The 17,927-nt window shown below is 63.8% G+C and carries 18 protein-coding genes; 11 read left to right on the top strand and 7 right to left on the bottom strand.

The window, feature by feature from the left end; genetic code table 11:
- Positions 1 to 111: 111 nt before the first annotated feature.
- On the top strand, positions 112 to 1,464 hold the full coding sequence (locus tag IVB07_RS09120; protein WP_085351884.1) for a malonyl-CoA decarboxylase: 1,353 nt from the start codon (positions 112 to 114) through the stop codon (positions 1,462 to 1,464).
- A 189-nt stretch (positions 1,465 to 1,653) separates the two neighbouring features.
- Here IVB07_RS09120 and tarD read toward each other — a convergent pair whose 3' ends face one another.
- The 5 genes from tarD to IVB07_RS09095 form a co-directional block, all read right to left on the bottom strand.
- A complete protein-coding gene (gene tarD, locus IVB07_RS09115; RefSeq protein ID WP_018454086.1) occupies positions 1,654 to 2,823 on the bottom strand; it encodes a D(-)-tartrate dehydratase in 1,170 nt (389 codons plus the stop codon).
- A 144-nt stretch (positions 2,824 to 2,967) separates the two neighbouring features.
- Positions 2,968 to 3,225 (bottom strand): DUF3297 family protein, encoded by a 258-nt coding sequence (locus IVB07_RS09110; RefSeq protein ID WP_007613756.1) that lies wholly within the window; start codon positions 3,223 to 3,225, stop codon positions 2,968 to 2,970.
- Positions 3,222 to 3,698, bottom strand: coding sequence for a glutathione peroxidase (locus IVB07_RS09105; RefSeq protein WP_018454085.1), 477 nt, complete (start codon positions 3,696 to 3,698; stop codon positions 3,222 to 3,224). Before IVB07_RS09105 ends, IVB07_RS09110 begins: the two co-directional genes overlap by 4 nt.
- A gap of 2 nt (positions 3,699 to 3,700) precedes the next feature.
- Positions 3,701 to 5,101 (bottom strand): amidase family protein, encoded by a 1,401-nt coding sequence (locus tag IVB07_RS09100; protein WP_026232668.1) that lies wholly within the window; start codon positions 5,099 to 5,101, stop codon positions 3,701 to 3,703.
- Positions 5,102 to 5,205: 104 nt separating this feature from the next.
- Complete coding sequence (locus tag IVB07_RS09095) at positions 5,206 to 5,463, bottom strand: hypothetical protein (RefSeq protein ID WP_007613759.1); 258 nt, start codon at positions 5,461 to 5,463, stop codon at positions 5,206 to 5,208.
- Positions 5,464 to 5,713: 250 nt separating this feature from the next.
- Here IVB07_RS09095 and pqqA point away from each other — a divergent pair, with 250 nt between their 5' ends.
- From pqqA to IVB07_RS09045, 10 genes are all read left to right on the top strand, one after another.
- Complete coding sequence (gene pqqA, locus IVB07_RS09090; RefSeq protein WP_007595659.1) at positions 5,714 to 5,794, top strand: pyrroloquinoline quinone precursor peptide PqqA; 81 nt, start codon at positions 5,714 to 5,716, stop codon at positions 5,792 to 5,794.
- A 118-nt stretch (positions 5,795 to 5,912) separates the two neighbouring features.
- Positions 5,913 to 6,842, top strand: coding sequence for a pyrroloquinoline quinone biosynthesis protein PqqB (gene pqqB, locus IVB07_RS09085; protein WP_085361488.1), 930 nt, complete (start codon positions 5,913 to 5,915; stop codon positions 6,840 to 6,842).
- Positions 6,839 to 7,630 carry a pyrroloquinoline-quinone synthase PqqC gene (gene pqqC / locus IVB07_RS09080; protein ID WP_026232667.1) on the top strand — a complete coding sequence of 264 codons (792 nt, stop codon included), beginning with the start codon at positions 6,839 to 6,841 and terminating at the stop codon, positions 7,628 to 7,630. The genes pqqB and pqqC overlap by 4 nt, the downstream gene beginning before the upstream one ends.
- 10 nt (positions 7,631 to 7,640) lie before the next feature.
- The gene (gene pqqD, locus IVB07_RS09075) at positions 7,641 to 7,952 is read left to right on the top strand and encodes a pyrroloquinoline quinone biosynthesis peptide chaperone PqqD (RefSeq protein WP_007613770.1); all 312 of its coding nucleotides are present in this window, start codon (positions 7,641 to 7,643) and stop codon (positions 7,950 to 7,952) included.
- Complete coding sequence (gene pqqE / locus IVB07_RS09070; RefSeq protein ID WP_018454081.1) at positions 7,949 to 9,148, top strand: pyrroloquinoline quinone biosynthesis protein PqqE; 1,200 nt, start codon at positions 7,949 to 7,951, stop codon at positions 9,146 to 9,148. The genes pqqD and pqqE overlap by 4 nt, the downstream gene beginning before the upstream one ends.
- On the top strand, positions 9,138 to 10,124 hold the full coding sequence (pip, locus tag IVB07_RS09065; RefSeq protein ID WP_018454080.1) for a prolyl aminopeptidase: 987 nt from the start codon (positions 9,138 to 9,140) through the stop codon (positions 10,122 to 10,124). The genes pqqE and pip overlap by 11 nt, the downstream gene beginning before the upstream one ends.
- A 12-nt stretch (positions 10,125 to 10,136) precedes the next feature.
- The gene (locus IVB07_RS09060) at positions 10,137 to 10,814 is read left to right on the top strand and encodes a DUF4286 family protein (RefSeq protein ID WP_247767620.1); all 678 of its coding nucleotides are present in this window, start codon (positions 10,137 to 10,139) and stop codon (positions 10,812 to 10,814) included.
- Between the two features lie 232 nt (positions 10,815 to 11,046).
- On the top strand, positions 11,047 to 12,846 hold the full coding sequence (locus tag IVB07_RS09055; RefSeq protein ID WP_018454078.1) for an FAD-dependent oxidoreductase: 1,800 nt from the start codon (positions 11,047 to 11,049) through the stop codon (positions 12,844 to 12,846).
- Positions 12,816 to 14,663, top strand: coding sequence for a 2-oxoacid:acceptor oxidoreductase subunit alpha (locus IVB07_RS09050; RefSeq protein ID WP_247767619.1), 1,848 nt, complete (start codon positions 12,816 to 12,818; stop codon positions 14,661 to 14,663). The genes IVB07_RS09055 and IVB07_RS09050 overlap by 31 nt, the downstream gene beginning before the upstream one ends.
- Entirely contained in the window at positions 14,660 to 15,715 is a 1,056-nt protein-coding gene (locus IVB07_RS09045) for a 2-oxoacid:ferredoxin oxidoreductase subunit beta (RefSeq protein WP_018454076.1), read from the top strand. Before IVB07_RS09050 ends, IVB07_RS09045 begins: the two co-directional genes overlap by 4 nt.
- A 4-nt stretch (positions 15,716 to 15,719) precedes the next feature.
- Here the strand turns inward: IVB07_RS09045 and IVB07_RS09040 are convergent, their stop codons facing one another.
- Together IVB07_RS09040 and IVB07_RS09035 are read right to left on the bottom strand one after the other, a co-directional pair.
- A complete protein-coding gene (locus tag IVB07_RS09040; RefSeq protein WP_018454075.1) occupies positions 15,720 to 16,163 on the bottom strand; it encodes a DUF4399 domain-containing protein in 444 nt (147 codons plus the stop codon).
- Positions 16,164 to 16,180: 17 nt separating this feature from the next.
- Complete coding sequence (locus IVB07_RS09035; RefSeq protein WP_026232666.1) at positions 16,181 to 17,731, bottom strand: SUMF1/EgtB/PvdO family nonheme iron enzyme; 1,551 nt, start codon at positions 17,729 to 17,731, stop codon at positions 16,181 to 16,183.
- Between the last annotated feature and the right edge of the window lie 196 nt (positions 17,732 to 17,927).

Raw genomic sequence — 17,927 nt, 5'->3', positions numbered from 1 at the left:
GGGCGCATAGCCCCGCTAAACTTGCCAAAATCCCCCGCTTGATTGTGATCGGATTCCGCCCAAATCCCGTGTAAGATTCCCGCACCGCACAAACCCGACACGAAAGCCCCGATGGCCAACGCCTTCTTCTCCGACTTACTTACTACCATCTCCGAGCGCGGCCGCACGCTGCTTCGCCGCGGGGATTCTGCCGACACCAAGCCGGACGCCGATGGGCTGATCGAGCTCTGTGGCGCGCTGCTGTCGGGCCGGGGTGAAGCTTCCGGCACCGCCATGGCGCGTGAGGTGCTCGACATCTACCAGGACCTGGATGCGGCGGGACGTCGCGCCTTTTTCGAAGCCCTGGTGCGCGATTTCGGCCCGGATCGGGAACGCCTGTCCAAGGCGATCGAGACATGGCGCGCCAAGCCGGCCGACGAGGATGCCAGCGCCCTGCACTTCGCCTCCGAGCCGCGCCGGCAGGAGCTGATCCGCCGCCTCAACCGCGCACCCGGCGGCACCGGCGATCTCGTCAAGATGCGCGCCGACCTGCTCGACATGATGAACAGGCACGCCGATCTCGCCGCACTCGATCGCGACGTTTCGCATCTTCTCTCGTCATGGTTCAACAGGGGGTTTCTCGTGCTGCGCAGGATCGACTGGTCGACCCCGGCCAACATCCTCGAAAAGATCATCCGTTATGAGGCCGTGCACGAGATCAGCGACTGGGACGATCTGCGCCGCCGCATCGATCCGGTCGACCGCCGCTGCTACGCCTTCTTCCATCCCGCGATGGTGGACGAGCCCCTGATCTTCGTCGAGGTCGCGTTGACCGAGACGATCCCCGGCGCGATCGCGCCGCTGCTCGCGGTCGATCGCCCATCCGTCCCGATCGAGCGCGCCCGTACCGCCGTGTTCTACTCGATCTCCAACACCCAGCGCGGTCTGGGCGGCATCTCCTTCGGCAGCTTCCTGATCAAGCAGGTGGTGGAGGAGCTGCGCCGCGAATTGCCCAAGCTCGACAATTTCGTGACGCTGTCGCCGGTGCCGGGCTTCATGCCATGGGTGAAGCAGGACAAGGATTTGCCGCTGTCGGACGAGGACCGCGAGATCCTGAAGCGCCTCGACGATCCCAAATGGTTCGAGAACCCCGAGACAACGACACTGCTACGTGGCGTGATCGAACCGCTCGCGGCGCACTATTTCCTGAAGGCGCGCACACCCAAAGGCAAGCTGATCGACTCCGTCGCGCGCTTCCATCTCGGCAATGGCGCCCGCCTCGAGCGCATCAATTGGTTAGGCGATCTCTCGCCGAAGGGCGTGCGCGAGTCCGCCGGCGTGATGGTCAACTACCTCTACCGCCTCGACGACATCGAGAAGAACCACGAAGCCTACGCCAATGACGGCGAAGTCGTGGCCTCGAGCGCGGTGAAGAAGCTCTTGAAGGGCGAAGGGCGGCGGCTGTTGGATATGCGACTGTCGTAAGGGACGACCTCGGCTGATTGCGTTGGTTCGTCCACAATCTCGGTGTCATCGCCCGGCTTGACCGGGCGATCCAGTATTCCAGAGGCCTCCGTTGAAGCGCTCGCTCTCGCCACATTCGCCACGGCGTACTGGATGCCCCGGTCAAGCCGGGGCATGACAGCGGAAAGCATGGCGTGGCCGTCGCGCCCCCTACTCCGCCAGCGCCTTCATCTCCTTGTAGAGATCCGACTTGCCTTCGAAGCCGATGCCTGACAGCTCCGGCATGGTGATGTGGCCGTTCTCGACGCGGACGCCGTCGGGGAAGCCACCATAGGGCTGGAACAGGTCGGGGTAGCTCTCGTTGCCGCCAAGGCCTAAGCCGGCTGCGATGTTGAGCGACATCTGGTGGCCGCCGTGGGGGATGCAGCGGCTCGGCGACCAGCCATGAGTTTTCAGCACCTCCATCGTGCGCTGGTATTCGCACAGGCCGTAGGACAGCGCGCAATCGAATTGCAGCCAGTCGCGGTCGGGGCGCATGCCGCCGTAGCGAATCAAATTGCGGGCATCCTGGTGGCTGAACAGGTTTTCGCCTGTTGCCATCGGGCCCGGATAGAATTCGGCGAGGGCTGCCTGCAGCGCGTAGTCGAGGGGGTCGCCAACTTCCTCGTACCAGAACAAGGGATAATCCCGCAGCATCTTGGCATAGGCGATGCCGGTCTCGAGATCGAAGCGGCCGTTGGCGTCGACGGCGAGCTGCGCGTCCTTGCCGATTTCCTTCAGCACCGCTTCGATGCGGGTGCGGTCGTCCTCGATATCAGCGCCGCCGATCTTCATCTTCACGACGTTGTAGCCGCGATCGAGATAGCCTCGCATCTCGCCGCGCAGCATCGAGAGGTCCTTGCCGGGATAGTAGTAGCCGCCGGCAGCGTAGACGAACACGCGCGGATTGGCTTTGACGCCGTGACGCTCAGCCAGCAGGCGAAACAGCGGCTGGCCCGCAATCTTCGCGACCGCATCCCACACCGCCATGTCGATGGTGCCGACCGCGACCGAGCGCTCGCCGTGACCGCCCGGCTTCTCGTTGGTCATCATCGCGGCCCAGACCTTGTCGGGGTCGAGATTGTCGCCGGCCGCGTTCAGCAGCGATTTCGGATCGGCCTCCAGGATGCGCGAGGCAAAACGCTCGCGGATCAGGCCGCCCTGCCCGTAGCGGCCGTTGGAGTTGAAGCCGTAGCCGACGACGCGCTTGCCGTCGCGAACGACGTCGGTGACGACGGCCACCAGGCTCGTCGTCATCTTGGTGAAATCGATATAGGCGTTGCGGATCGGCGAAGAGATCGGCTTCGTGATCTCGCGGACGTCGACGATGCGGACGGACATGGGGTTTGGCTTTCTGCGGGCTCCCTCCTCTCGTCATGGCCGGGCTTGTCCCGGCCATCCACGTCTTAGCCGCTCGAAGAACGTGGATGCCCGGGACAAGCCCGGGCATGACGGCGTGCCCCAAGCACGCTTCGCATTCCAAAACTACTTCTTATCCCTGAAATACGGCTCGACCGGGCCGTGCACCTTGATGGTCAGCGGGTTGCCGTGGCGGTCCTTGGCGTTGCCTGCGGTGACGCGGACCCAGCCTTCGCTGATGCAGTATTCCTCGACATTGGTCTTCTCGACACCCTTGAAGCGGATGCCGACGTCGCGCGCCAGAATGTCCGCATTGTAAAAGGGGCTGTTCGGATCGACCGAGAGGCGGTCCGGAAATTCGTCGCTCATGATTGTCTCGCTCATAACAGGGTCTCGATTTGCTGCCGCAATCCTTCGGGCCGCGCGGTCGGCGCATAGCGCGAAACCACCTTGCCGGCGCGGTCCACCAGGAATTTCGTGAAATTCCATTTGATGGAGGCGCCCAGCAGGCCGGATTGCTGGCGTTTCAGGTACTCATACAACGGATGGGCATTGCTGCCGTTGACGTCGATCTTCTCGAACAGGGGAAAGGTGACGTCGTAATTGGTCGAGCAGAACGCCTGGATCTCGCTCGCCTGCCCTGGCTCCTGCGCACCGAACTGGTTGCAGGGAAAGCCGAGCACCGAGAAGCCGCGCGGGGACAGGTCGCGATGCAGATCCTCCAGCCCGCGATATTGCGGCGTGAAGCCGCATTTGCTCGCGGTGTTGACGATCAGCAGCACCTGCCCCTCGAAGCTGCGCATCGGCACTTCTTCGCCGAGAAGCGAGTTGGCCTTGAAGTCGTAGATCGCGGACATCGCTAACCTACGGGATCGATCGGCGACGGCGGCACGCCGCCCGCCTCGATCGCCTCGCCTGCGAGCAGGCAGAGATCCTCGCGATAGCGGCCCGACACGATGTGCACGCCGACCGGCGCCTTGCCGACGAGGCCCGTGGAGACCACGAGGCCCGGCAGGCCCATGAAGGGAATGGCGATCTGCGGCAACTGCGCTTCCCAGACGCGTTTGAAGGAAGAGTCGTCCTTGCGGTCGAGATGATCGGGGAACGGCAGTTCGCCGGAGACCGGCGTCAGCAGCACGGCATAGGTCTCGAAGAACAGCATCCAGTCGCGGGTCAGCCTGGCGCGGCGGGTCAATGCCTTGGCGTAATTGGCCTGGTCCATCGGCGTGACCCTGGCACGGTTGCCACGCAGGCACGCCAGCGCGCCGGGATCGCCTTCACGCTCGGCCATCTCGAGCTGCGCCTCATAGCCGTCGCCGAGCCAGAGCTTGATCTGCCACTCGACCGCTTCGCGCATCGGCGGGGTGTTCTCGATTGTCTCGACGGTCCAGCCGGCCCGTTCGAGCCGCTTGCCGGCGTCGATGACGGCGGCCTTCACCTCGGGCGCGGTGGCCAGGCCGTCCGGGTCGAGACAGAGCGCGGCGCGCTTCGGCCGCGCGGGGCCTTCCAGCGGCACCGGCACAAACCAGGGATCGCGGATGTCGCGGGCCGACATGGCCGCGAGCGAAATCCTGATGTCGTTGACGGTGCGCGCCAGCGGCCCCGACACCGCCATGATCTGCGGCCCGATCGGGCGCTCCGGCAGGGCCGGATTGAAGGCCGGGATGCGGCCCAAGGTCGGGCGCAAGCCATGCACGCCGCAGGCATAGGCGGGATAGCGGATCGAGCCGGCAATGTCGGTGCCATGGGCGATATGGCCGATGCCGGCCGCGACCGCCGAGCCCGCGCCGCCGGACGAGCCGCCCGGCGTCAGCGAGGCGTCGCGGGGGTTCTTGGTGTCGCCGTGGACCAGGTTGGTGGTGAACCAGCGATAGGAGAAGGCCGGGCAATTGGTGCGCCCAAGCAGAACGGCGCCGGCTTTGCGGAAATTGGCGACCACCGGATTGTCCTCGCGCGCGATCAGGTCGCGCTGGAGCTTGAGGCCGTTGGTGGTGGCAAAGCCCTCCTGGTCGACATTGGCCTTGATGGTCACGGGCACTCCGGCCAGCATGCCGGGGTCCTCGCCCCTGGCGATGGCGGCATCGACGGCGTCGGCCTGCTTGAGCACGTCCTCGGGCCGGTGGTCGATCACGGCGTTGAGGCTCGGATTGACGGCGTCGAGCCGGGCGAGGCCGGCCTGCGCGGCCTCCCTGGCGGAGACCTTTTTGGTTTTGACGAGATTGGCGAGGTCGGCCGCCGACAGGCGCCAGAGATCTTGCATGACTTGCTCCGTGTAACCGGCGTCTTTTAGCCCCGGGAACGCGGCAAAGCCATGCGGATTTCGCAGGGATTCCTCCGCCATTGCGACGGTGGCGAGAGCAAGCCTTAATGCCGGGTGGCGGACTGGTCCGGAATGTCCAGGAGTGCCTCGGTGAAGGGGAATTCGAGCACGATCTCGCCTTCGCGGTCGGTGACCTCGATGACGGCCTCAAGCAGGGCCGGCTGGGTGCCTTCCGATCTCAGCACCTCCAGAATCATCTGGCGGGCAACCTCCCAGGCGCGATCGGGATTGCGCAAATCCTCTCCCTCAGGATCCACGATCAGTTCGTCGCCGATACGGGTGTTGAAGAAATATCTGGGCATCACGAAGTTCCAGTTGGGTCGCCTGTACCGGATTGAAAGCTGCACTGCACTCACAACCGCTTTATCAGGACAGGGTTCGCGACCGAATGCGCCGGGCGCAAGGCAGCATCACCAGCAAGTATCGTTCCGGCAGCATTTTTCGCGCCGCAACATGGCTTTCTCGGGAAAATTTCACTGGCGAACTTTTCCACCCGCACTAACTTAAGGGTTGGGCGGATACGTCCGAATTCTCGAAAATGGAGAGCCGAAAATGGCCTGGAAAGCCCCGAAGATCGTCGAAGTGCCCTGTGGCATGGAAATCAACATGTATGTGAGCGCCACCCGCAAGTAAGCGGTTGGTGAGTTCGCGTTCTGCGCAGGTGGATCTTTCGGTCACGATGCATGTCCGGAAGACAGGATTTGTGTTTGCGTGAGGTCCACCTCGCGACATTGCCTCCAGGAGACGGATCATGCTTCGCGTCGTCGTCCTGGGCGCCGCAGCCGGCGGCGGAGTGCCGCAATGGAATTGCGGCTGCGAGGGCTGCCGGACGGCCCGTGATAACGGCCAAGAGCTGCAACGGACCCAAGCCTCGGTCGCCTTCAGCGGCGACGGCGAGCACTGGTTCTTGATCAACGCCTCCCCCGACCTCCGCCAGCAATTGAATGCGACGCCACAGCTGCATCCGAAGGCAGGCGCGCTGCGCCATACGCCGATCGCAGGCGTGATCCTGACCAACAGCGAGGTGGACGCAGTGGCCGGCCTGCTGTCGATGCGCGAGGGTTCGCCCTTCACGGTCTATGCGCACGAGAAGGTGCTGGCGATCCTGAAGGCGAACAGCATCTTCAATGTGCTGAACGAGAAAAACGTGCAGCGCCTGCCGGTCGACATCAATGAGCCGTTCGAGCCGCGGCTGCCGGACGGGGCGCGCTCAGGACTTGAGGTGCTGCCCTTCGCGGTCTCGGGCAAATCGGCCTGGTACCTGGAAGGCAAGACGCATCCGGGCGGCGACAGCGGCGAAGGCGATACGCTGGGGCTGAAGATCACCGACAAAGCAACCGGCAAATGCTTCTACTTCATCGCCGCCTGCGCCGAGGTCACCGACGCGCTCAAGGCCGAGATCGACGGCGCTGCGCTGGTGTTCTTCGACGGCACGGTGTGGCAGGACGACGAGATGATCAAGGCCGGGCTTAGCCACAAGACCGGCAAAAGCATGGGCCACGTCGCGATGTCCGGCGACCACGGCGCCATCGCGCGGCTCGCCGACCTCACACTCGACAGGAAGATATTTCTGCATATCAATAATTCGAATCCGGCGCTGCTGCCCGCTTCCCCGGAGCGCAAGGCCGCTGAAGCGGCGGGCTGGCAGATACCCGCGGACGGAACGGAGATCGTGCTGTGAATGCCGCGTCACTGACTGGAATGACCGCGCTCTCGATCGGCAAGGACATCAGGCTCACTTGCGCCGAGGAGCTGGAGGCGACGCTGCGTCACATCGGTGCGACGCGCTATCACAGCCTGCATCCGTTCCATAGACTGCTGCATGGCGGCAAGCTCAACAAGGGCCAGGTGCAGGCCTGGGCGCTGAACCGCTACTATTACCAGAGCACCATCCCGATCAAGGACGCGGTGGTGATCTCGCGCTTCCGCGACCGCGCCACGCGGCTGGAATGGCGCCACCGCATCGAGGATCATGACGGCGACATCGGCTCCGAAGGCGGTATCGAGCGCTGGCTGAAGCTGACCGAAGGCCTCGGGTTGGACACAGCTTACGTGGAATCGACCGAAGGCATCCTGCCGGCGACGCGCTTTGCGGTGGAAGCCTATGTGCATTATTGCCGCGAGAAGTCGCCGCTGGAGGCGATCGCGTCCTCGCTCACCGAATTGTTCGCGCCGAACCTGCACGAAGAGCGCATCTCCGGGATGCTGGAGCACTACGACTTCGTCAATCCTGATATCATGAGCTACTTCAAGCGCCGGCTGGCGCAGGCGCCGCGCGACGCCGGGTTTGCGCTCGACTATGTCAAGGCGCATGCCGTCACGCCCGAGCAACGCGCGTCCGTCTGCAATGCGCTGATCTTCAAGACCAACGTGCTATGGGTGCAGCTCGACGCGTTGCAACACGCCTATGTCGAGGGCCATATTCCGCCGGGCGCGTTCGTGCCCCAAGAACACCAAAAGGCGAGCTGAGGAACGAGCGATGGCCGGGCCGCGTCACATCAGCGTCAGCGAGACGAGCAGGCCGGTTCTGCCGCGGCACGCCAAGCTGAAATATGACGAGACGCGAAAAGTCTGGGTGATCCTGGCGCCCGAACGCGTGCTGGCGCCGGACGAGATCGCGGTCGAGGTCTTGCAGCTCTGCGACGGCGAGCGCAATGTCGGCGAAATGTCCGACCAACTCGCGGCAAAATACGCCGCGCCGCGCGAGGCGATCCTGGCCGACGTCATCGTCATGCTGCAGGATCTCGCCGACAAGGGCTTTCTCACGGAGGCCCGGGAGAAGACGTCATGAGCGATGTGCTCGGCAATCCCACCATCCCGCCCGACGCCAGCGACAGCCTCGCGGTGCTGGAGAAGAGCCGCTCGACGGCAGAGACGTTCGGCATTCCGCTCGCCGTGCTGCTCGAGATCACCCATCGCTGCCCGCTGCAATGTCCCTATTGCTCCAACCCGGTCGAGCTCGACCGCTCGGGCAAGGAGCTGACGACCGAGGAATGGAAGAAGGTATTGAGCGAACTCGCCGAGATCGGCGTGCTGCAGGTGCATTTCTCCGGCGGCGAGCCGACGGCGCGCAAGGACCTCGTCGAGCTGGTCAAGCATGCGAGCGACGTCGGGCTCTACACCAACCTCATCACTTCGGCGGTGCTGCTGACGCGTGAGCGGTTGAGCGAACTTGCCGATGCCGGGCTCTGCCACGTCCAGATCAGTTTTCAGGGCGTTGAAGAAGCCCTCGCCGACCGCGTCGGCGGCTACAAAAACGGGCACCGCAAGAAGCTCGAAGTCGCAAAATGGACGCGCGAGCTCGATTTGCCGCTCACCGTGAATGCGGTGATGCATCGGCAAAACCTGCACCAGCTGTCTGATATCATCCAGATGTCGGTGGACCTCGACGCCGACCGGCTCGAGGTCGCCAATGTCCAATATTACGGCTGGGCGCTAAAGAACCGCGCCGCGCTGATGCCGACGGTGGCGCAGCTCGACGAGTGCACCCGCATCGTCGAGGAGGCGCGCGAGCGGCTGAAGGGCCGGCTCACGATCGACTATGTCGTGCCCGATTATTACGCGCTGCGGCCGAAGAAGTGCATGGGCGGCTGGGGTCGGCAGTTCTTCAACATTTCGCCGGCCGGCAAGGTGCTGCCCTGCCACGCCGCCGAGAGCATCACCGGGCTCGACTTCGAATCCGTGCGCTCCAACCATTCGATCGCCTGGATCTGGCAGAACTCGGACGCCTTCAACCGCTACCGCGGCACCGGCTGGATGAAGGAGCCGTGCAAGAGTTGCGAATTCCGGGAGATCGATTTCGGCGGCTGCCGCTGCCAGGCCTTTGCGCTGACCGGCGACGCCGCCAACACCGATCCCGCCTGCGCGCTGTCGCCGCTGCACGAGACCATCTTCAAGCAGGCCGAGCGCGAGGCTGAGGGCGAAACCAACCGCTTCCTCTATCGCAATTTCGCCGGCGGCACCCTGGAATCCGAGAATGGTGCCTGACGCCGACGCGGCCAGCTCAGTCAAGCGCGCCGATCCCTTTGCACCGCTGACCTCCGAAATGCTCGACGTCGGCGGCGGCCACGAGCTCTATGTCGAGAGCGTCGGCCGCACCGACGGAATCCCGGCGGTCTATCTGCATGGCGGCCCCGGCAGCGGCTGCCAGCCCGACCACCGCCGGCTGTTTGATCCCGACCGTTTTCATGCCGTGCTGTTCGACCAGCGCGGCTGCGGTCGCAGCCGGCCGAAGGGATCGCGCGCACACAACACCACGCAGCATCTGATCGCGGACATGGAAAAGATCCGCGAGAAATTCGGCGTCGCGCGCTGGATGGTGGTCGGCGGCTCCTGGGGCGCGACGCTGGCGCTGGCTTATGCGCAGGCGCATCCCGAGCGCGTCTCCGGAATTGCGCTGCGCGCGACCTTTCTCGGCACGCGTGCTGAAGTCGAGATCGCCTTCACCTCGCGCCTGTCGCAATTCTACCCCGCGCTCTACGACGATTTTCTGAGCGTGCTGCCGGTAGAGGAGCGCGCGCAACCGGTGGAAGCCTACTATCGCCGCATCCTCGATCCCGATCCGGCGGTGCATGGCCCGGCCTCGCGCGCCTGGCACGATACCGAACGCGCCTTGTCGGAGCACAAGGCGGCAAAGACACGGCTGGATCTGGCGTCGCTGAACGTGTGGCGCACATTGCCGGCGACGCCGTTCATGGAGGCGCATTATTTCGTCCAAGACAGCTTCATGACGGAGAACGAGTTGTTGCGGAACGCCGGCAAGCTCAACGGCATTCCCGGCATCATCGTCCAGGGCCGCTACGATCTGTTGTGCCCTCCCGAGACATCGCAGGCGCTCGCGAAAGTGTGGCCGGGTTCCGAGATTCGCATCGTGGAAGAAGCCGGCCATTCGCTCTATGATACCGGCGTGCGGGACGCGGTCATGAAGTCGATCGCAGATATCGCTTCGAAGATTTCGCGATAGCGGGACAAGAAAATGCCACTCGCCGGGAAGGGCATGTTGCTCACGTCGATGAATATCGACGTTCCAAATGAACCCGATTTCGACCGCTGGTACGATCGCGAGCATCTGGAAGAGCGCGTTGCGATCGAGGGCTTTCTCGAAGCGCGGCGCTATGTCGCGCACGCCGCCAATCCCAAATATCTCTCGCTGTATTCAACCGCGACGCTCGACGTGCTCGACAGTCCCGCCTACCGGGCGAGGCTCGCCAGTCAGACCGAATGGTCGCGGCGGAGCATGGCGCATTTCAAGGACATGCTCCGCGTGGTCGCCCGCATCACGATCAGCAACGGTACCGGACGCGGCGCGGCGCTCGGCCTCGTGCGGCTGCGGCCGACGGCGGACAATGCAGTCGCGTGGCGTGACGCACTGCAAGAACGGCTGGCGCCGGAAAAACACGACGGCATCATCTCCATGCATCTGCTCGAAAGCGAGCCGGAACTATCAGGCGCGACCGCGGATATTCCGGCGGTGCGCAACGAAGGCGCGCGCGACTGGTTCGTGCTGATCGACGGCACGCATGTCGGCGCGGTCTCGTCCGTGATCGCCGAGCGCTTCACCGGCCCTGCCGCCTCGCCATTCCCGCTTCCCGTGTCGGTCGGCTCCTACTGCCTGATGTGGGACCTCGCGAAGAGCGACATCGCGCGCAACTAAGCCATTGGACGCATCGCAACATGCTGCACCGCCACATACTGCGCACGGCCGTTAATCTGTGCGCGCGTAGCTCCCATGAAAGAGGGGAAGCGCGAAATTTGCCGTTGTACTTCGGAGCGGTTCTAATAAGCTAACCCAATGACGTCATTCAGAAACCAGATCGCCGCGCGTTAGCGTTCGCAAGCTCAAGAAAAGGCCGCGGGGTCTTTGAGCCTGCGCGGACAGGGTAGGAATGAAACCGACCGATATTGCGGCCCCCGACTACTTTCACAAAGTGGTCGATTGCCAATGGGCCTGTCCTGCGCACACTCCCGTTCCCGAATACATCCGACTGATCGCCCAAGGCCGCTACAGCGACGCCTATATGATCAATTGGAAATCGAACGTGTTTCCAGGAATTCTGGGACGGACCTGCGATCGTCCATGCGAGCCGGCGTGCCGCCGCGGACGCGTCGAGGAGACGCCGGTCGCGATCTGCCGCCTGAAGCGCGTCGCCGCCGACTTCAAGGACGACATCACGCAGCGCTTGCCGCGCCCCTCGGCCAAGAACGGCAAGCGCGTTGCATTCGTGGGCGGTGGTCCCGCTTCGCTGACGGTCGCCCGCGATCTCGCGCCGCTCGGCTATCACTGCACCGTGTTCGACGCCGATGCCCAAGCCGGCGGCATGATGCGCTCGCAGATCCCGAAATTCCGCCTGCCGGATTCGGTCATCGACGAGGAGACCGGCTACATCCTGGGTCTCGGCGTCGACTTCAAGGGCGGCCATCGCATCGAGAGCATGAAGGCGCTGCTCGCGGAGAAGTACGACGCAATCTTCGTCGGCTCCGGCGCACCGCGCGGCCGCGAACTCGACATCCCCGGACGCAAGGAAGCAGCCGCCAACGTCCATATCGGCATCGACTGGCTGTCCTCGGTCTCGTTCGGTCATACCGACAAGATCGGCAAGCGCGTCATCGTGCTCGGCGGCGGCAACACCGCGATGGATTGCTGCCGCACTGCGCGTCGCCTCGGCGGCGAAGAGGTGAAGGTCGTCGTGCGCTCCGGCTTCGAGGAAATGAAGGCCTCGCCCTGGGAGAAGGAAGACGCGCTCCACGAAGACATTCCGATCCTCAATTTCCTCGTTCCCACAGCCTTCGTCCACGAAAACGGCAAGCTCACCGGCATCACCTTCCAGAAGGTGAAGGCCGAATACGACGCCAAGGGCCGCCGCAACCTCGTCCCCTCGGGCGAGCCGGACCAGACCATCGAATGCGACGACGTGCTGGTCGCGGTCGGCCAGGAGAACGCCTTCCCCTGGATCGAGCAGGACTGCGGCATCGAGTTCGATAAATGGCACATGCCCAAGGTCGATCCGCAAACCTTCGTCTCGACCAACCCGAAGGTGTTCTTCGGCGGCGACGCCGCGTTCGGGCCGAAAAACATCATCTGGGCGGTGGCGCAGGGCCATGACGCCGCGCTGTCGATCCACAAAATGCTCTCGGGCGAGGACATCACCGAGCGGCCATTGCCCGACGTGTACATCTCCTCGCAGAAGATGGGCATCCACGAATGGAGCTATGACAACGACATCTCCAACGACAAGCGCTACAAGGTGCCGCATCGCGACAAGGTGATCGCGCTGAAGGACATCCGCACCGAGGTCGAGCTCGGCTATGACGTCAAGCTGGCGCTGGGCGAAGCTCATCGCTGCCTGAACTGCGACGTCCAGACCGTGTTCTCGACCTCGCTCTGCATCGAGTGCGATGCCTGCGTCGACATCTGTCCGATGGATTGCATCACCTTCACGGACAACGGCGAGGAAGGCGATCTCCGTCAGCGCCTGAAAGCACCCTCGCTGCATCCGGACCAGGATCTCTATGTGTCCAGCGACCTCAAGACCGGGCGCGTGATGGTGAAGGACGAGGATGTCTGCCTGCATTGCGGGCTGTGCGCCGAGCGCTGCCCCACCGGCGCCTGGGACATGCAGAAATATTTGATCGAGATGACTCACGCAGGTTCAGCATGTCCGACAAAAAGCCGATCAGCAGCGTAAACGACTTCGTCGTCCGCTTCGCCAACGTCAACGGATCCGGCTCGGCCAGCGCCAACGAGATGTTTGCGCGCGCGATCCTGCGCCACGGCGTTCCGGTGAGCCCCCGTAACATCTTCCCCTCCAACATCCAGGGCCTGCCGACCTGGTACGAGGTGCGGGTGACCGAAGACGGCCATCTCGGCGCCCGCGGCGGCGTCGACATGATGGTCGCCATGAACCCGCAGACCTGGGACAAGGACGTCGCCGGCATCGAGCCCGGCGGCTACCTGTTCTATGATTCCACCAAGCCGATGCCGTCGACCAAATTCCGCGACGACATCACCGTGATCGGCGTCCCCCTGACCGCGATCACCAACTCGACCTATACCGATCCGCGCCAGCGCCAGCTGTTCAAGAACATCATCTATCTCGGGGCGCTCTCGGCGCTGCTCGACATGGATCCGAAGCTGATCGAGCAGCTGATCGGCGAGCAGTACAAGGGCAAGGAGAAGCTGCTCTCGTCCAACGTCCACGCGCTGCATCTCGGCCGCGACTGGGCGCTGCAAAACCTGAAATGCCCGACCGGGCTGCGGGTGAAGAAGTCCGACAAGGTCGGCGACCGCATCTTCATCGAAGGCAACAGCGCCGCCGCGCTCGGCGCCGTCTATGGCGGCGCCACGGTGTGCGCCTGGTATCCGATCACGCCGTCCTCGTCGGTGGCAGAAGCTTTCACCGCCCACTGCAAGAAGTACCGGCACGACCCGGAGACCGGAAAGGCGAAATACGCCATCGTGCAGGGCGAGGACGAGCTCGCCTCGATCGGCATCGTGATCGGCGCCTCCTGGAACGGCGCGCGCGCCTTCACCGCGACCTCCGGCCCCGGCATCTCGCTGATGACCGAGTTCATCGGGCTGTCGTATTTCGCCGAAATCCCGGCCGTGATCATGAACATCCAGCGCGCCGGTCCCTCGACCGGCATGCCGACCCGCACCCAGCAATGCGACATCATCGCCTGCGCCTATGCTTCGCATGGCGACACCAAGCATGTGCTGCTGTTCCCCGAAGATCCCGCCGAAGCGTTCGAGTTCGCGGCCGCGGCTTTCGATCTCGCCGAGCGGCTTCAGACCACCATCTTCCTGATGCTCGACCTCGACATCGGCATGAACCACCGGCTCTGCCGTCCGCTGAAATGGGACGACGCCAAGCAATATGACCGCGGCAAGGTGATGACCGCGGAGATGCTGGACGAAGGCCGCGATTTCGGCCGCTATCTCGACGTCGACGGCGACGGCATCCCCTACCGAACCTATCCCGGCACGCATCCGACCAAGGGCTCCTATTTTACCCGCGGCACGTCGCGCGACCGCTATGCGCGTTACTCCGAAGAGGGCTCGGTCTACGCCGACAACATGCAGCGCCTGATGCGCAAGTTCGAGACCGCGCAGGATCTGGTGCCGCGGCCGCTCCAGGCCAATGCGGAACGGCCAACCAAATACGGCGTGATCTATTTCGGCTCGACCACGCCGGCGATGGACGAGGCGATCGGATTGCTGGAAGCGCGCGGGCATCAGCTCGACCGCCTGCGCATCCGCGCCTTCCCGTTCCACTCCAGCGTGGCGAGCTTCCTCGCCGAGCACGATTTCGTCTATGTGGTCGAGCAGAATCGCGACAGCCAGCTGCGCCAGCTCATCGTCAACGAAAACGGCATCGACCCGGTGCGGCTGGTGCCGATCGTGCATTACGACGGCTCGCCGATCACCGCCCGCTTCATCGCAAAAGCCATTGGCGACCACCAGGATCACATCAAGGTGACCCCGCTCCGCAAGACCGTGTCATGACCTACATTGCAAAGCCGAAATTCCACCATCCCGGGCTGAAGAAGAACGAGCTCGGCTACACCCATCGCGATTACGAGGGCAAGATCTCGACGCTGTGCGCCGGCTGTGGCCATGACTCTATCACGGCCTCCATCATCGAGGCCTGCTATGAGCTTTCGATCGAGCCGCACCGGGTCGCCAAGATTTCGGGTATCGGCTGCTCGTCGAAGACGCCGGACTATTTTCTCGGCAATTCGCACGGCTTCAACTCCGTGCACGGCCGCATGCCCAGCGTCCTGACCGGCGCCAATCTCGCCAATCGCGACCTGATCTATCTCGGCGTCTCCGGCGACGGCGATTCCGCCTCGATCGGCTTCGGCCAGTTCGCGCATTCGATCCGGCGCGGCGTCAACATGACCTATATCGTCGAGAACAACGGCGTCTACGGTTTGACCAAGGGCCAGTTCTCGGCGACCGCCGACCGCGGCTCGAAGTCCAAGAAGGGCGTCACCAACACCGACAACGCCATCGACCTCGTCGCGATCGCGCTGCAGTTGGGAGCGACTTTCGTCGCGCGCTCGTTCTCCGGCGACAAGACCCAGCTCGTGCCGCTGATCGCGGCCGCGATCCGCCACAAGGGCGCGTCGTTCATCGACGTCATCAGCCCCTGCATCGCCTTCAACAACCATGCCGGCTCGACCAAGAGCTTCGACTATGTCCGCGAGCACAATGACGCGGTGAACCGGCTCGATGTGCTGGTCGGCCGCGATCCGATTGCGGTGGATTACGCACCGGGCACCGTGCAAATGGTCGAGCAGCATGACGGCAGCAGGATCGCGCTGCGCAAGATCGACGCCGACTACGATCCGCACGACCGGCTCGGCGCCCAGACCTTCCTGCAAAAGCACGCCGCCAAGGGACAGATCGTCACCGGCCTGCTCTATGTCGATCCCGACGCGGAAGACCTGCACGAGCATCTCAACACGGTCGAAACGCCGCTCAACACGCTGGAAGCCGACACGCTCTGCCCGGGCTCGGCGGCGCTGGACAAGTTCAACGCCAGCCTGCGGTGATTGCCTATCGCGCCGCGGCCGGCTGCCGGACGCGTATGGTGATCTTCTCCGACACGATGGGCGGCTCGAACGGATAGTGCTTGGCATCGCCCAGCACGAGTTGAAGCGTGTGCGTCCCGGGCGGAAGCTCGAGCAGCGTTTCGGTCTGCCCTGCCCCGAAATGCAGATGCGACTTGTCCTGCAGGATCGGCTCCTTGGGATCGATGGGGTCGTTGACGTCGATCAGCAGATGATGGTGACCGGCGTTCTGGTACTCGTCGCCGGCATGGGTCACTCCCATGTTGCGCAAGCCGAACCGGACCCAGAATCCGCCGCGCACCTTCTGCCCGTCACGCGGGGTGATGAAATAGAGCTTTGCGTCCTTGGGCGCTGCCTTGCCCTGCGAAAAGGCTGCCCCCGGAAGCAATGCGAGCGCCGCCGCCAGCGCGACGCAACGAAGGATCTGCATCAAACCAACTCCACCACTTAAGGACTGAGCGCCACGCGGAATCCGTGCGTGGGGTAACGAACATTGGTGTCGTAGCCATCGCGGTTGGACGGCCGCACATATCTCGAATCGTTCTTCCAGGAGCCCGAGCGCAGGACATGAGCGCTGCAGTCCCCGCTGCTCCATGCCGAGCCGTCGGTGGGCGCGCCCTGATAGGTCTTGTGCCAGCAGTCCTCGACCCACTGATCGACGCTGCCGCCCATGTCGTGGAGCCCGAACGGGTTCGGCTTGAAGCTGCCGACTTTCGCTGGCTGCTCGGCCGCGAGATCACCGCAATCCTTGCAACCGGCCATGCCCGGCTGCAGCTTGTCGCCCCACCAATATCTGGTCTGCGTTCCGCCCCGCGCGGCATATTCCCATTCGGCTTCGCTCGGAAGCCGATACGTCTTCTTCGTCGCCTTGGCGAGATAGGCCGCATATTGCTGCGCGTCGGTCCAGCTCACATTGCTGACCGGCGCATCGTCCTTGCCGATGGCGGTGAAGCTGCACGCCTTTGCAGCGGCGCACTCGTTCCATTCCTGCACGGTCACGGGATATTTGCTGATCGAGAACGGCTTCACCGTCACCTGATGGACGGGACGCTCGGTCGGGTCGTCGTTGCTTCCCATCGCAAAGCTGCCGCCGCGAATGGCGACCATCTCGGGTTCGCGGACGGGAATCGGCGATTGACTTACCGATTGACTCGTCGATTGACTTGGCGCCGGAGCGGGCGATGGAGATGATGAAGCCGACGAGGGAGAAGGCTGCGGCGTCTGCGGCGCCGCTTCGCGCGGCGGAGGCTGCGGGCTCGGCGATGCGGCAGGAGAGGCGGGAGTGACGGCGGCCTGCTCGCCCACCCTGCCCGGCGCCTGAGCCAGAAGATACCACAGCACGCCGGCGGCCATCACCGACAGCGTGATACCCAGGAGAAAGATCAGGGCATTCTCGCGCCGCCCCCGCGTCCTGCCGACCGCGTCTGCATCCGGCAGCACTTTATAAACGCGCACGGGATCGGTGATGTTCTTGACCTTGCGGTCCCCGAGCGACTCGTAACCGCACACGACCTTGTGCTTGATCTGCTCGTAGATCGCGCCGGAGATAAAGACCTGGCCTGGCTCGGCGATGCCCTCGATACGCGTGGCGATATTGACGCCGTCGCCGTAGACGTCGTCAGGCTCCACGATGACGTCACCGAGATTGACGCCAATCCGGTACTCGATCCGGGTGTTCTTCGGAAGCGAGGCGTTGCGGCCGATGAGATTCTGCTGGATGACGATGCTGCATCGGACGGCCTCGACCGGACTGTCGAAAATCGCGATGAAGCCATCGCCCGTCGTCTTCACCAGACTTCCGTTGTGCTCGACGATGCTGGGCTGGATGAGATCCCGCTCGATCCGCTTGACGCGGACGTGCGTGCCCTCTTCGTCGGCCTGCATCAGGCGGCTGTAGGAAGCGATGTCACCGACAATGATGGCCGCGAGGCGACGAGGCATAGGGCCGTGCGAAGGCGGCTCGTCATTCCCGGATCTGAAGTTGCGAATTTCGCCCATTGCGGGGACTCCACAAACTTGCAAAGGCAGACCCCAGCCTACGACTGCCAAAGGCGATCGTCTGTGAAGGCTATCACATCGATGGAATCGGGCAATGTCCGTGGAATCGCAGGCGCCGAGTTCCGAAAGGCGAAGGCGTCACGTCGAATGAACCTTCAGGACCCCACCGACGACTAATGCCCGGCGTGGAACTAAT

Origin of the sequence: Bradyrhizobium sp. 172 (genome assembly GCF_023101065.1) — a bacterium.
GTDB lineage: Bacteria > Pseudomonadota > Alphaproteobacteria > Rhizobiales > Xanthobacteraceae > Bradyrhizobium > Bradyrhizobium canariense_D.
The sequence above is the reverse complement of the archived record's forward strand: the minus strand, read 5'-3'. Positions and strand labels throughout refer to the sequence as shown.

Bases quoted from the DNA above. Each gene is read 5' to 3' on its own strand.
- IVB07_RS09120 (WP_085351884.1), top strand. From the start codon at position 112: ATGGCCAACGCCTTCTTCTCCGACTTACTTACTACCATCTCCGAGCGC.
- tarD (WP_018454086.1), bottom strand. From the start codon at position 2,823: ATGTCCGTCCGCATCGTCGACGTCCGCGAGATCACGAAGCCGATCTCT.
- IVB07_RS09110 (WP_007613756.1), bottom strand. From the start codon at position 3,225: ATGAGCGAGACAATCATGAGCGACGAATTTCCGGACCGCCTCTCGGTC.
- IVB07_RS09105 (WP_018454085.1), bottom strand. From the start codon at position 3,698: ATGTCCGCGATCTACGACTTCAAGGCCAACTCGCTTCTCGGCGAAGAA.
- IVB07_RS09100 (WP_026232668.1), bottom strand. From the start codon at position 5,101: ATGCAAGATCTCTGGCGCCTGTCGGCGGCCGACCTCGCCAATCTCGTC.
- IVB07_RS09095 (WP_007613759.1), bottom strand. From the start codon at position 5,463: ATGCCCAGATATTTCTTCAACACCCGTATCGGCGACGAACTGATCGTG.
- pqqA (WP_007595659.1), top strand. From the start codon at position 5,714: ATGGCCTGGAAAGCCCCGAAGATCGTCGAAGTGCCCTGTGGCATGGAA.
- pqqB (WP_085361488.1), top strand. From the start codon at position 5,913: ATGCTTCGCGTCGTCGTCCTGGGCGCCGCAGCCGGCGGCGGAGTGCCG.
- pqqD (WP_007613770.1), top strand. From the start codon at position 7,641: ATGGCCGGGCCGCGTCACATCAGCGTCAGCGAGACGAGCAGGCCGGTT.
- pqqE (WP_018454081.1), top strand. From the start codon at position 7,949: ATGAGCGATGTGCTCGGCAATCCCACCATCCCGCCCGACGCCAGCGAC.
- pip (WP_018454080.1), top strand. From the start codon at position 9,138: ATGGTGCCTGACGCCGACGCGGCCAGCTCAGTCAAGCGCGCCGATCCC.
- IVB07_RS09060 (WP_247767620.1), top strand. From the start codon at position 10,137: ATGCCACTCGCCGGGAAGGGCATGTTGCTCACGTCGATGAATATCGAC.
- IVB07_RS09055 (WP_018454078.1), top strand. From the start codon at position 11,047: ATGAAACCGACCGATATTGCGGCCCCCGACTACTTTCACAAAGTGGTC.
- IVB07_RS09050 (WP_247767619.1), top strand. From the start codon at position 12,816: ATGTCCGACAAAAAGCCGATCAGCAGCGTAAACGACTTCGTCGTCCGC.
- IVB07_RS09045 (WP_018454076.1), top strand. From the start codon at position 14,660: ATGACCTACATTGCAAAGCCGAAATTCCACCATCCCGGGCTGAAGAAG.
- IVB07_RS09040 (WP_018454075.1), bottom strand. From the start codon at position 16,163: ATGCAGATCCTTCGTTGCGTCGCGCTGGCGGCGGCGCTCGCATTGCTT.
- IVB07_RS09035 (WP_026232666.1), bottom strand. From the start codon at position 17,731: ATGGGCGAAATTCGCAACTTCAGATCCGGGAATGACGAGCCGCCTTCG.